This is a genomic window from Collinsella aerofaciens, assembly GCF_015554145.1.
In the GTDB taxonomy this organism is placed as follows: Bacteria; Actinomycetota; Coriobacteriia; order Coriobacteriales; family Coriobacteriaceae; genus Collinsella; species Collinsella aerofaciens_AA.
The window spans coordinates 44,151-56,565 of record NZ_JADNHZ010000020.1 but is presented as its reverse complement, the minus strand read 5'-3'; the positions used below and the strand labels follow the sequence as shown (position 1 = coordinate 56,565).

Annotated in this window: 11 protein-coding genes, 1 tRNA gene and 1 pseudogene; 7 read left to right on the top strand and 6 right to left on the bottom strand. The window is 63.0% G+C overall.

Annotated elements, in window-relative coordinates:
• The first annotated feature begins 98 nt into the window (after positions 1-98).
• The 3 genes from I2E13_RS08460 (at position 99) to I2E13_RS08450 (ending at position 2,360) form a co-directional block, all read left to right on the top strand.
• Positions 99-175: transfer RNA gene (locus tag I2E13_RS08460), tRNA-Glu, on the top strand.
• Positions 176-324: 149 nt separating this feature from the next.
• Positions 325-1,632, top strand: coding sequence for a lysylphosphatidylglycerol synthase transmembrane domain-containing protein (locus I2E13_RS08455; protein ID WP_195404814.1), 1,308 nt, complete (start codon positions 325-327; stop codon positions 1,630-1,632).
• A gap of 116 nt (positions 1,633-1,748) precedes the next feature.
• Positions 1,749-2,360 carry a TetR/AcrR family transcriptional regulator gene (locus tag I2E13_RS08450; RefSeq protein WP_195404813.1) on the top strand — a complete coding sequence of 204 codons (612 nt, stop codon included), beginning with the start codon at positions 1,749-1,751 and terminating at the stop codon, positions 2,358-2,360.
• A 3-nt stretch (positions 2,361-2,363) separates the two neighbouring features.
• On the opposite strand, the pseudogene I2E13_RS10975 reads toward I2E13_RS08450, so the two are convergent.
• The 6 genes and pseudogenes from I2E13_RS10975 to I2E13_RS08420 form a co-directional block, all read right to left on the bottom strand.
• A pseudogene (locus tag I2E13_RS10975) lies at positions 2,364-2,588 on the bottom strand (DDE-type integrase/transposase/recombinase); the annotation flags it as partial.
• A gap of 29 nt (positions 2,589-2,617) precedes the next feature.
• Positions 2,618-3,922 carry an ABC transporter ATP-binding protein gene (locus I2E13_RS08440; protein ID WP_271817613.1) on the bottom strand — a complete coding sequence of 435 codons (1,305 nt, stop codon included), beginning with the start codon at positions 3,920-3,922 and terminating at the stop codon, positions 2,618-2,620.
• Positions 3,923-3,934: 12 nt separating this feature from the next.
• Complete coding sequence (locus I2E13_RS08435; protein WP_114620020.1) at positions 3,935-4,957, bottom strand: FecCD family ABC transporter permease; 1,023 nt, start codon at positions 4,955-4,957, stop codon at positions 3,935-3,937.
• 22 nt (positions 4,958-4,979) lie between these two features.
• The gene (locus I2E13_RS08430) at positions 4,980-6,551 is read right to left on the bottom strand and encodes an ABC transporter substrate-binding protein (protein ID WP_195404812.1); all 1,572 of its coding nucleotides are present in this window, start codon (positions 6,549-6,551) and stop codon (positions 4,980-4,982) included.
• Between the two features lie 4 nt (positions 6,552-6,555).
• Entirely contained in the window at positions 6,556-7,089 is a 534-nt protein-coding gene (locus I2E13_RS08425; protein ID WP_195404811.1) for a hypothetical protein, read from the bottom strand.
• A 146-nt stretch (positions 7,090-7,235) separates the two neighbouring features.
• The gene (locus I2E13_RS08420) at positions 7,236-8,162 is read right to left on the bottom strand and encodes a sirohydrochlorin cobaltochelatase (RefSeq protein ID WP_117583469.1); all 927 of its coding nucleotides are present in this window, start codon (positions 8,160-8,162) and stop codon (positions 7,236-7,238) included.
• A 458-nt stretch (positions 8,163-8,620) separates the two neighbouring features.
• Between I2E13_RS08420 and cobM the strand changes: the two genes are divergently transcribed.
• The 4 genes from cobM to I2E13_RS08400 are packed head-to-tail and all read left to right on the top strand — an operon-like array spanning position 8,621 to position 12,414.
• The gene (gene cobM, locus I2E13_RS08415; RefSeq protein ID WP_195404810.1) at positions 8,621-9,412 is read left to right on the top strand and encodes a precorrin-4 C(11)-methyltransferase; all 792 of its coding nucleotides are present in this window, start codon (positions 8,621-8,623) and stop codon (positions 9,410-9,412) included.
• A gap of 1 nt (position 9,413) precedes the next feature.
• Complete coding sequence (gene cbiD, locus I2E13_RS08410) at positions 9,414-10,598, top strand: cobalt-precorrin-5B (C(1))-methyltransferase CbiD (RefSeq protein ID WP_271742760.1); 1,185 nt, start codon at positions 9,414-9,416, stop codon at positions 10,596-10,598.
• Complete coding sequence (gene cobI, locus I2E13_RS08405) at positions 10,591-11,280, top strand: precorrin-2 C(20)-methyltransferase (RefSeq protein WP_195404809.1); 690 nt, start codon at positions 10,591-10,593, stop codon at positions 11,278-11,280. Before cbiD ends, cobI begins: the two co-directional genes overlap by 8 nt.
• Positions 11,281-11,322: 42 nt before the next feature.
• Entirely contained in the window at positions 11,323-12,414 is a 1,092-nt protein-coding gene (locus I2E13_RS08400; protein ID WP_229057901.1) for a cobalt-precorrin 5A hydrolase, read from the top strand.
• Position 12,415: the final 1 nt, after the last annotated feature.

Below are 12,415 nucleotides of genomic sequence, written 5' to 3'. Positions count from 1 at the left end.
GCCCGTTCGTCTAGCGGTTTAGGACGCCGCCCTCTCAAGGCGGAGATCACCAGTTCGAATCTGGTACGGGCTACCACTTCTTTTCTGCTGAGGCTTATGGCCCGTTCGTCTAGCGGTTTAGGACGCCGCCCTCTCAAGGCGGAGATCACCAGTTCGAATCTGGTACGGGCTACCACGCATCTGATACCCGGACTTCCTATGGAAGCCCGGGTTTTTATTTTCAAACAACCGTCTGCAATTCCCGTTTGAACCAGAGCTTTGCGTTCTGCCTATGGCCCTTACGGGTACAATATCCAAGATACTTTGACTGTTAGAAGGAGTCTCATGACGGAGTCCTCTCAGCATACGTCTAAGCCCCAGGTCGAGGTTGAGGCCTCGGGCGGCGATGACAATAAGAGCGCACGCCGCGGCGCAATCTTTATCGGCGTTGTGCTGGTGGGTTATATCGTCTATCTGGTGGTAACCGGGCAGATGGGGCAGTTCTGGGCTGCTATGTCGAGCGTCCAGGCGCCCTGGCTCCTCGCTGCATGCTTCTGCATGTTTCTATACCTCTTTTTTGGTATCGTGGCGTACGCGATTGCCGTTTGGCTCGATCCCAATTCGCCCGTCGGTATCCGCGACCTCATTTCGGTCGAGGCGAGTGGCATCTTCTTTGGTAATCTGACACCCATGATGATGGGCTCTACGCCTGCCCAGATCTACCGCCTGACCAAAGCGGGCCAAAATGTCGGCGAGGCCGGCGCCACGCAGTTCACGCGTTTTATCGTGTATCAGTTTGGCCTTGTTGCCTGGGGCGCTATCCTATTGCTTGCTCGCATGCCGTTTTTTGCCGAGCGCTATGGCGACATGACGCTGCTGTGCGTCTTTAGCTTTGGTGGGCACTGCTGCATCTTGCTGGGCATCTTCGCCGTCGCGCTCATGCCTAAGACCGTCACGCGCGTCGCCCATTGCATCATCAATTGGCTCGAGCGCATAGGTGTCTCGGCCACTAAGATCGAGGGATGGCGCACGTTTGTCGACGGCGAGATCTACTCCTTCTCCGAGAAGTTCAAGCTTTCGGCCGGACATTTTTCTTCCATGCTGCTCACCGTGTTTATCACCATGCTGCAGCTCGCGTTTTTCTATCTGGTGCCGTATTTCCTGATGCTTGCCTTTGGCCATCACGAGGTCGACTTTTTCTCGGTCATGGCCGCGAGTGCCTTTGTCCAGCTGCTGAGCTCTGCGGTTCCCTTGCCCGGTGGAACTGGTGGCGCTGAGGGCGGCTTTGCATTGTTCTTGGGTCATTTCTTTGGGTCGGCTTCGACCGCCGGCTATCTGCTGTGGCGCCTCATTACGTTTATTGCGCCGACCATTTTGGCTGCGCCCCTGCTGGGACTTAAGAGCGCCCACAACGAGAGCATCCATGCGCGCTGGGATCGCGTGATGCGCAAACTCGGCCGCACGTCTCAGACGCCCTCTGCGCCCACTAAGCCGCACCCCACGAATGCGGTTACCGTTGATCCCAAGAAGCACGCTCAGAAGGCTTCTGGGACCGCTAAGCCGGCTCATAAAGCCTATGTGCGCCAGACAGGCGACGGTATTCGCGTATCTCCGTCGGCACTCAATAAGAAGAAGCACCCTAAGTCGCAGTAGGGCAGTCGTGCGTTCTTCATGATGCGGGGCATATTTGTGCTGTATGGGGGATAATCCTCTTACGTAGATTATCTCTCATCTGTTGATGAATGCCCGCATATCGAAGGGACGCGCCCATGGCCACCAGCAAACCGCGTATTGATCGCCGCATCGTTCGCAGCCGCAATGCCATCCTTTCCGCTTTCGAGCGCCTGCTCATGGAAAAGCCGCTGGCAGACATTACGGTGAGTGCCATCGCGCGCGAGGCCAATGTCGACCGCAAGACCTTTTACGTTCACTTTGGTACGGTTGACGGCCTGCTCGATGCCATTGCCGTCGATGTGGTGGAGATGATTGTCGACTCGGTCGAGAAAACGCTTGCTTCCATGAACGGCGACACCAACGAGCGCGCCCTGGGCGCGGCGGCGACCTTCTTTAAAACCATTAACGAGGCGCTATGCAACAACCTGGTGCTCAATCGTCAGCTGATCGAGAATATTCCGCTCGATGATTTTATGGCTCGTCTTCGTGTGCCGCTCGAGCATGAGATTGCCGAGCGCGACTTGCTGCCCCACGGCCTCAAGGACGAGATGTTCGATTACTATCTGGCGTTTTTGCTGTCCGGTATTATCGGTATCTATCGCACGTGGGCGCTGTCTGACGGTTCGGTTCCTATCGAGCGTGTCTCGGAGGTCGCCAACGACCTGACTCTCAATGGCCTTTCGAGTTTGGAATCTCGCTTGGATTAGGCGCAGGCTCGAGTTCGCGAGGCGCTTGTCGGGGTGCAGCCCGATCGACCAGGCGACGAGCATCCCGCCGAAGCAGTCGATGACCGGGCTCAGGTAGACCTTCTCGCCGCCCGGGAGCCTGAACTCGGTGATGTCGGTGAGCCACAGCAGGTTGGGCTCGTCGGCGTGGAAATTCCTGTTTACGAGGTTCTCCGGCGCCTTGTAGACCTCGCCGGCGTAGGAGCTGTAGCCTGAGGATCCTTAAAAGAAAGTCCAGTTTATCCTTTCCACCCCAATTGGGAATCCTCCGATGCGCCTTCGCACGCTCGCATGACCTCGATACCGTGCGAGCGTGCGAACTCGACGAGCTCTGCGTTGCGGGCGTTAATGGTGCCGAAGGCGGCGGGGCACACGATAAGGCGCGCGCAGTGGACGAGGAGCTCTTTGGCGCGGGCTATGGTTTTATCCCCGATCGGCTCGAAGGCGCGCTCGGCCACGCATTCCGCCGCCAGGTCGCGCGCGAGCTCGCAGTCGATGTCCCCTTCGTGCAGAACGCCCGTGTAGAACGCCTTGCCCTGCCGGATGAGCTGGCGAAACACAGCCGACCCCGTACCTGCGCCGGCGATGACGAACGTGTGCGCATCGCCGTGCGGGCGCCCAATTTCCACGCTGCCGAAGCGCTCGTTGAAGGTGCCATGCTGAAGGCCGTAGAGCTCGCCAATCGTCTCGCGCGTGAATATGTCCTCGGGTACGCCGGCGCGGAAGACCCGGCCGTCCTTCACGCAAATCACCTTGTCGGCGCTTTTCTGCGCGAGCTCGAGTTCGTGGATGGACATGATGACAGCCACATTCCGCGATTTCGCAAGGTGTCGAAGTATTCGCAGCAGGTCGATCTGGTAGCGGATATCGAGATACGACGTGGGCTCGTCGAGCACGAGCACACGCGGATCCTGCGCGATGGCGCGTGCGAGCATGACGCGCTGGCGTTGCCCGTCGCTTATCTGCATGAAGTCGCGCTCGGCGAGCTCTTCCACATGTGCGGTTTTCATGGCCTCGTCGACCCGACTATGGTCGTCGGGCGAGAGTGTGCCCATTCGCCCGGTGTAGGGATGCCTTCCCGCCTCTACGATATCGCGGCAGGTGAGGAGCTCGGTCCGGGGGCGATCTGTCAGCATAACGGCAAGGTTCCTTGCGAACTCCGCCGTCTTCCATCGGGAAATCTCCCGCCCGTCGAGCTCGACCGCGCCGGCAAGCGGTGCCAGATGGCGTGTGATGGTTTTCAAGATGGTCGACTTGCCCGAGCCGTTCGGCCCGATGAGCGCCACAACGTCGCCCGCGCGAACCTCCAGATCGACGCCTCCGACTACGACCTTCTTGTCGTAGCCCGCCGACAGGTCGCTTATGCGGAAAAGCGGAACCCCGTCAGCCTGCGTTTCGACCGGGGCTTCGAGGTTCGACTCCGCTCGGAGGAGTCGTTCCGCGCGCAGTTCCGCACGAGCCGAAAGTGCCTTCTGGCGCTTTCGTGCGAGCTCAGGACTGTCTAAGCATGGAATGTTCCCTCCGAGCTTTTTGGGCCGCGGCACGAATTCCCCCATCTACCTCACCCGCTTCTTCAACATGAGCGCGATAACCACCGGCGCGCCGAAGATGGCGGTGACGGCGCTGATGGAAAGCTCAACGGGAGAGAACAGCGTACGTGCGATCAAATCGCAGCCCGCGCAGAAGATGGCGCCTCCCAAGAAGCACGCAGGAATCACGCGGATGGGTTTCGACGACTTTAGCGCCGACTTCACGAGATGCGGAACCGCGATGCCTACGAACGACACCGGACCAGCGAACGCGGTCACGCAGGCGGAGAGCATGCTCGCTAGAAGGACGAGCACCACGCGGAAGCGTGCGACGTTCACGCCGACGCTTTTCGCGTAGGCTTCTCCCAGCTGGAAGGCGGAAAGGGGCTTCGATATCGCGAATACGCATGCGCTCACGGTGATCACCACGACCGCGATGACCGCAACGTCGTCCCAGCTCGAACCCGAGAAGCTACCCAAAGACCAGTTGTGCAGGTTCACGATGGACTGGTCGTCGGCGAAGGCGATGAGGAAGTTCGTCGCCGCCGAGCAGATGTATCCCACCATGACGCCCGCCACGATGAGCATGGCCATGGAACTTATGCGCCGTGCGATGAGGAGCACGAAGCCGATGGTGATAAGCGAGCCCAGAAACGCTGCGGCCACCATGGCCGGCGAGGACATGGCCTGGTTCGCGCCTAGAAGCACGATCATCGTAAGCGCGACAACGAACTTTGCGCCCGAGGAGACGCCCAAGATGAACGGGTCGGCGATGGGGTTGTTGAAAAACGTCTGCAGCAGGAACCCGGAAAGCGAAAGTGCCCCGCCGAGAAGCACGGCTGAAAGCACGCGCGGCAGGCGAATCTCCCAGATGACCTGGCTTTCCATGGAATTGGCCGCGCCGCCCGAAAGGATGCCGGGGATGTGGTCTGCGGGCACGAGCACGCTCCCGATGCACAGGTTGGCCCCGACGAGCACGATGAGGGCAACAGCGAGCAGCGCCGTCACGACGCGACACCGCGCGGCGCGCCCCGATTCGTCGTATGCCATGGAAAACCGGCTTCTCATGGCGCTAACCGAGCTTCCTCAGATAATGGAAGTCGCTCGCGTCATTGCCGGTGAACGCCCCGTGCAGCTCGTCGATAATGTCGGCGGTAGAAGTCATCTGCTGGTACATGTCGGCGCTTGTGACCCAGACGTTGCCGTTCTTCACGGCTTTGAACTGCGACAATAGCGCGTTTTTGCCTACGAAGTCGTTCAAGGTGGTAACTGACTCGTCGATGGTGCCGTTGTAGACGATAATGTCGGCATCCTTCGCCGTCGCGTAGAAGCGCTCCATTTCGAGCGTTACTGACGAACCTGACGTCGACGACGCCTGCGCGTCATCGAGCGCGTAGCTGCCGCCTGCAAGCTCGATCATCTGCGCCACGTAGTCGCCCGCCCGCCGCGTGACGGCGGCCCCGTTCGAGTTAATGTAGAAATACGCCACGGTTTTACCTGACGACGCGAGCCCCGACGTTTGCTCGACGCGGGCCTTCTGCTCGTTGAACAGGTGCGCGGCCTCGTCTTCCTTGTCGAACAGGACGCCGAAAAGCTTAATCCACTCGACGCGCCCGAGTGCTTCGGGCTCGCTCGACGACTGTTCGGTGAGCACGACGAGCCCGAGCTTCTGCAGCTTTTCCTTCACATCGGGCGTGTGGTTGATCATGGTGTTCTCGATGGCGAGCGTGCAGCCCGAGGCCGATATTCGCTCGTAGTCGGGCGCGCTGTACTTGCCGCCGTAGGCGATCGCCCCACTTTCGAGCGCGCTTTTGAAGCCTGCGACCGAGCAATCGTCGGCCTTCGTGCCCGACATGATGATATTGTCGTTCGCATCGAGCGCGTCGACCAGGCACATCGTCGCCGACGACACGAGGTACACCTTGTCGGCGGGGCGCCTTATGACCGCGATGTCGGAGCTCAACCCATCAGGTACCTTCGCATCTTGCGGCACTACGAGGAAACGCTCCCCATTCGAAACGCAGATAAGCCGCAGACCGCCTTCGAACTCGTCGACAGTGAAGTGCTCGGCGTATTCAAGCTGAAGCGCTCCCGTCGGCTCCCAGCCGCAGCCCAAATCGGCGTTGTGGAAGTCGGCCGCGGCGCTTGAAGCCGTTCCCGCAGGGGAGCCGCCGCTTGCATCGTCGCCCGATTTCTCCTTCATGGTGGATGAGTCGAAGTGGAGCGTGTAGTCGATGGTGTGCGGCGTCGACATGGCGACGGTCTCGGCCGACACGGCGATGTCCTCGTCGAGCGTGACGGGTATCTCGAACGTGGAGTTGCCGCCGTCGTTTACGGGCGCGTAGTCCACGCCGTCGACGGTCATCTTGTCGTAGTTTGAACTCGACCAGGTGATGGTCGCGGTGTAGGTGTCGCCATCCTTCACAATTGTGGTGGGTGAGGCGATGCTTGCGCGCCCTGACCCGCCGGAAAGCGAGACGCTCACCGTGTATTCCTGAGAGCCCGCCGTGCCACCGGTCGCGTTCGGGCTCGCACTGCACCCCGCGAAGGGAAGCGCGAGCAGGGCGACGAGAACGCAGGCGATCGCGCGCGCCGCGATGCTGTGGAGCTTCCTGTTTTCCCCCTTGGGAAGAATCGACCGCATGGCGTTACTTCAGTGCGTCGGCGCGCAGATCGACGCCGGCGGATTCGAACACAAGTGTGCGGTCGTACCACTGCTCTTTTCTAATACTCCACGCGGCACAGGCGGTGTCCTCGTCGAGCGCATCAACGGGCACGTCGTAGGTGTACTTGCCTTCCGCGTTTTCCACATAGGGGATGAAGTCGGCCTCGCTCGCGGCGGCAGCCTCGTCGCCCGTGCCCATGAAGAGCTTGCCGTAGCCCGTGCCGGAAAGCGTCATCACGCAGTGCATGGAGCCGTTTTCCACGATGAGCTGGGCGTCCACGATCCTGAACATGTTCGAGCTGGAATCTACGGTGATTGGATAGGTGCCGTCGGCCACCTTGTCGGCGGTGATGGGGGCAGCGCTTGCGCCCGCGGGCGCATCGGCCGCCTGTTCGGTCTTTTCCTGGGAATCGGCATCGCTTGCCTTTGCGCTGTCGATTGAATTTCCGGCGCAGCCGGCGAGCGAGAACGCGAAAAGCGCCGCCGACAGGGCGAAGACGAGGGTTTTCTTCAACATGGAGGGGGTTCCTTTCAATCGCTTCGACCGCCCGTGCCGTGCGGTGGGCGGTCGGGATGCGAATGCAACGGGCATGCGTCGTCAGTCGGGGAAAGGCGCATGCCCGTTGCACGGGGACGCGACCGGCGCCCCCGTGCGCGGCGAGTTTACAGCTTGGCGATGGCGTCGTCCACGTGCGAGACGTAGATGTCGTCGACCGCGACGTTCTGTCCCAGACCCTGGAGCAGGCACGTCACTTCGAAGCCGGCGGCCACGAACTTCGCAGCCCAGCTGTCGGGGTCGGTCTCGTCTGCCATGTCGTTGTTCGCGTGGTCGCCCGCGACCACCATGAACGGCGCGAGCACGGCCTTCTTGTAGCCTGCGGCGCTCGCGGCGGCGATAACATCCTCGCAGGTCGGTTCAGCCTCGACGGTGCCGACGAAGAACTGCGTCAAACCCTCGTTCTTGAACACTTCCTGCATCTTGGCATAGTCGGCGTTGGAATCGGCTTCGGTGCCGTGGCCCATGAGGCACAGCGCCGTCTCGCCGTCGTCGAAGGACGCCATGTTCTCCTTAATGGCTGCGGCCACCTTTTTGTAGTCGTCGTCGGAGGTGAGCAGCGGGTCGCCGAGCGAGATCTTGTCGAACTTGTCGGCGTACTTGTCGAGCTCGTCTTTCACGTCGGCGTATTCCAGGCCAGCCATGAGATGCGTCGGCTGCACGACGATTTCCTTCACGCCGTCTTCCACGCAGCGGTCAAGCGCCTCGGTCATGTTGTCGATCGTGATGCCGTCGCGCTTCTTCAGCTTGTCGATGATGATCTGCGCGGTGAAGGCGCGGCGGATGTCGTAGTCCTGCCAGTACTTCTCGCGGATAGCGTCTTCGATGGCGCCGATGGTGATGTGGCGCGAGTCGTTGTAGCTCGTGCCGAAGCTCGTGACGAGGATGACCGGCTTCGCGGCCTTCTCCTTTTCACTAGATTTCTCGGAACTCGCGGAGGTGTTGGAGCAGCCCGCGAGCGCGACTCCGGCGAGCGCGACGGCTCCGGTTGCTGCGGCGCCCATGAAGCCGCGGCGTGACATCTGGTCGGACATGGTTTTTCCTTTCCTCGGTTTGCCGGTCCCCCGGCGACAGTTGCTTGTCGGCACAAGCGAAAGAAAAGCGCACCCCTCGGGGTTCACAAGGAGCTAACGCCACGGCGATGCCGTGAGGAAAAGGCGAAGCAGTCTGGCTTGGGGCGCGAGGCGGTTCGCTCGCGCGTCCTATACAGTAATGTCCCTTGCCCAGGATTCCCACCTGGTTCCCTCCGCAAGCCAGCGCGGGCTGTGCAGGCGCCGCGCCGGTCATTTCCTTTTATCCGATTGTCATATGCTCGTTGCCGAAACTTTTACTATGATAGTGGGCACTTGTGAACGTGTCAAAGCCAGCGCGGGCGGCATTGCGCCTCCTGCCTGCGTATTTGCGCCGATTGCTGCCGCAGGCGCCGTGTTTTGCCCGCTGCGCGAATGGCGGCGTAAACGGTTGCGATGAGAAACGGGAAGGGAAGGCTCGGATGATTCATATCGTTGGCGCAGGTTCGGGCGCCGCCGACCTTATCACGCTGCGCGGGGCGCGTCTTCTACGCGCGGCCGACGTGGTCGTTTGGGCGGGGAGCCTTGTGAACCCCGAGCTGCTCGCCGAGTGCAAGGAATCCTGCGTCGTCTACGACAGCGCGCACATGACCTTGGAGGAAGTGCTCGACGTGATGTGCGCGGCGGATGCGCGGGGCGAGGAAGTGGTGCGCCTGCACACGGGCGACCCGTGCCTGTACGGCGCCATCCAGGAGCAGATGGACGCGCTCGACGCGCGCGGCGTGGTCTACGAGGTGGTGCCCGGCGTGTCGAGCTTTTGCGGTGCCGCGGCGGCGCTTCGCCAGGAATACACGCTGCCGGGAATCAGCCAGTCGGTCGTGATCACGCGGCTTTCCGGGCGCACCCCCATGCCCGCGGGCGAGGGCATGCGCACCATGGCGGAAAGCGGCTCGACTATGGTCATCTTCCTGAGCTCGGGTATGCTCGCCGAGCTTTCCGCCGAGCTTTTGGCCGCGGGCCGCAGCTCCGACGAGCCGGCCGCGCTCGTGTACAAGGCGACCTGGCCTGAGGAGCGCGTGGTGCGATGCACAGTGGGCACGCTCGCCGACGCGGGCGCGCGAGAGGGCATCGACCGCACGGCGCTCGTGGTGGTGGGCCGCGTGCTCGGAGCTCGCGGCGGGCTTTCGCACAACGGCGCGCAAACGGAGTCGTACGAGCGCAGCAAGCTTTACGACCCTTCGTTTGCCACGGGGTATCGGAAGGCGAGCAGCTAGCGTGGCCTTCGAGCATTACATATATACCGGGACGACCCGCCTGCGCTGCGGCTACACCACGGGGAGCTGCGCCGCGCTCGCGGCGAAGGCAGCCTGCGAGATGCTCTTGTCACGAAAGCCTGTCGGCCTCGTGTCGATCGTCACCCCCGGCGGGCTGCCCGTCGAGGCGAACGTGATCGACGCATGCATCGGCGAGGGGTGCGCCCAGTGCGCCGTGCGAAAGGACGCAGGCGACGATGCCGATGTGACCGACGGCGTGCTTGTGTACGCGCGCGTGGAACATGCGGGGTCGGGCACGGGTGCTGCGGGCGGCAAGGACGTGCCCGCGCGCGAATCGGAAGTTTCCGTCGATGGCGGCGTGGGCGTGGGGCGCGTGACGTTGCCCGGGCTCGAGCAGCCGGTTGGGGCGGCCGCCATCAACGCGACGCCGCGCGCGATGATCACTTCGGCGGTGCGCGAGGTGTGCGCCGCGCACGGCTTTTCTGGAAATATTGCTGTGACGATTTCGGTACCCGAGGGCGTTTCCCTTGCCGAAAAGACCTTCAACCCGCACCTGGGGATAGAGGGCGGCATCTCCATCCTGGGCACGACGGGCATCGTCGAGCCGCGCAGCCTCGCTGCCTTGCGCGACAGCATCGAGCTCGAGATCCGGCAGCATGCGGCTATGGGGCGGCGCGGAGTCGTGCTCACGCCCGGCAACTACGGCGGGCAGTTCATCTCGGGGCATTTCCACCTAAACGGTGCGCCGGTGGTCTTCATCTCCAACTTTGTGGGCGATGCGATTGATTGCTGCGTTCGCGAGGGATTCACCAATGTCCTTCTTGTGGGACACATCGGCAAGCTGGTGAAGGTCGCTGGCGGCATCATGGACACCCATTCGCGTACCGCCGACTGCCGCGCGGAGATTCTGGCCGCCCACGCGGCCTTGGTCGGCGCGGGCGCGAAGACCGTGCGCGAGATCATGTCGTCGGTCACGACCACGGCGGCGCTCGAGGTAATCGAGGCCGCCGGCGTGGGGGACGCTGCGCGCGCCTCGCTCGCCGCGGCAATCGAGGACAGGTTGCGCCGCCGCGCGGCGGGCGCATGCGACATCGCCGCGGTCGTGTTCGACGCCGAGCGCCGCGAGCTTTTCCGCACGTCGGGCGCCGATGCAGTCATCGGGGAATTGGGGGCGACGTATGAGTAAAGGCGTGCTGCACGGGGTGGGTACGGGGCCTGGCGACCCCGAGCTTCTCACGATCAAGGCCGTCCGCACAATCGAATCGTGTCCGGTCATCGCCGCACCGCAGACGGCGGACGGGGCCATGGTCGCGCTCGACATCGTGCGCGGCGCCGTCGACTTTACAGGCAAGACGGTGATCCCCGTGCGATTCTCGATGACGCGCGATCTCGAGCGCCGCGCGGCCGAGCATGCCTCGCTTGTTCGCGAGCTTGTCGCGCACCTGGATGCGGCCCGCGACGTCGCGCTGCTGAACCTGGGGGACCCGAGCATCTACGCCACCTTCCAGCGCATAGCGCCCGACGTGCGCGCCCACGGGTTCGAGGCGCGCGCCATTCCCGGCGTGCCGAGCTTCTGCGCGGTCGCCGCGGCGCTCGAGCGCGACCTCACGCCCGAGATGTCGTCGCCTCTGCACATCGTGCCCGGCGGCTACGACGACGTGCGCCGCGCAATCGGCTGGCCGGGGACGAAGGTGGTCATGAAGGCGCGCCGCTCGCTTGCGGACACGAAGCGCATCCTTCGCGAGGAGGGCGCCTTCGACGGTGCCGAGCTCGTAGAGGATTGTGGGCTTCCGGGCGAGCGCGTGTACCGCTCGCTCGACGATGTGCCCGATCGGGGTAGCTACTTCTCGACGATGGTGGTGCGCTAGATGAGGGTTTCCTGCATAGCGTTCACTGAGAGGGGGTATGCGTTGGCTGAGCGCACCGCACGCGCGCTTTCCGATTGCGCGCAGACAGGTGAAGATGACCCTGGCTGGGACGTTTCCGTTTCGCGCGGATTCGGCGAGGGGAAGGCCGACCTGCGCGCATGGACGGCGCACGCGTGGGAAGCGTCGGACGCGCTTCTGTTCGTGGGCGCGGCGGGCATCGCCGTGCGGGCGATCGCGCCGCATGTCGCCTCGAAGACAAACGATCCCGCGGTTGTGGCGATCGACGAGGCGGGGCGCTTTGCCGTCCCGCTTTTGTCGGGGCATTTGGGTGGTGCGAACGAGCTTGCGCAAACTGTGGCACGCGCGGTAGGCGCCATCCCCGTCATCACCACGGCGACCGACGTCCGCGGCGTGTGGGCGGTAGATACGTGGGCGCGCCGTGCGGGGCTCGCCGTTTCGAATCCCGAGGCCATCAAGCGAGTGTCGGCGCGGCTGCTTTCGGGCGGGCGCGTGACGCTCTATTCCGACATGCCGATTTCGGGACAGCCGCCTGAGGGGGTTGACATTGCGTCCGACCGCGCTCGGGCCGATATCGTCGTTTCGCCGTTTGCTGGCGCGAATGCAGGTGCGTCCGTTCGCGCGGCGGAGACAACGGGCAAGGTTGTGCCCGCCGCTGAGACGGGGAAGCCGGCGGGCGTGCGGGCGCAGGCGCCTGCGCCCGAGCCACTTCGCCTTGTCGTGCCCTGCATCGTTGCGGGTATAGGGTGCCGTCGCGGTGCGTGCGCCGAAGCGATTGAGGAGGCGTTTTTTCTCGCGTGCGGGCAGGCGGATATCTCGCCTTCGGCCGTGCGCGAGGCGGCGACGATCGACGTGAAGGCGCACGAGGAGGGTCTGCTCGCTTTCTGCCGCGCGCGGAATATCCCGCTCGCGACGTATTCCGCAGAGGAGTTGTCGCAGGTCGAAGGCAGCGTTTCGCCATCTGATTTCGTGCGCGCGACGGTGGGGGTCGACAACGTGTGCGAGCGTGCGGCGCTCGCGGACGGGGGCAAACTTATCTTCCCGAAGCTCGCTCACGGCGGCGTGACCGTCGCGTTTTCCAAGGTAACTATCAAACTTTCGTTTAAGGAGCGGTGAT

What these genes read in the sequence shown, in the direction of transcription:
- I2E13_RS08455 (WP_195404814.1), top strand. Translation starts at nt 325, where the DNA reads ATGACGGAGTCCTCTCAGCATACGTCTAAGCCCCAGGTCGAGGTTGAG.
- I2E13_RS08450 (WP_195404813.1), top strand. Translation starts at nt 1,749, where the DNA reads ATGGCCACCAGCAAACCGCGTATTGATCGCCGCATCGTTCGCAGCCGC.
- I2E13_RS08435 (WP_114620020.1), bottom strand. Translation starts at nt 4,957, where the DNA reads ATGGCATACGACGAATCGGGGCGCGCCGCGCGGTGTCGCGTCGTGACG.
- I2E13_RS08430 (WP_195404812.1), bottom strand. Translation starts at nt 6,551, where the DNA reads ATGCGGTCGATTCTTCCCAAGGGGGAAAACAGGAAGCTCCACAGCATC.
- I2E13_RS08425 (WP_195404811.1), bottom strand. Translation starts at nt 7,089, where the DNA reads ATGTTGAAGAAAACCCTCGTCTTCGCCCTGTCGGCGGCGCTTTTCGCG.
- I2E13_RS08420 (WP_117583469.1), bottom strand. Translation starts at nt 8,162, where the DNA reads ATGTCCGACCAGATGTCACGCCGCGGCTTCATGGGCGCCGCAGCAACC.
- cobM (WP_195404810.1), top strand. Translation starts at nt 8,621, where the DNA reads ATGATTCATATCGTTGGCGCAGGTTCGGGCGCCGCCGACCTTATCACG.
- cobI (WP_195404809.1), top strand. Translation starts at nt 10,591, where the DNA reads ATGAGTAAAGGCGTGCTGCACGGGGTGGGTACGGGGCCTGGCGACCCC.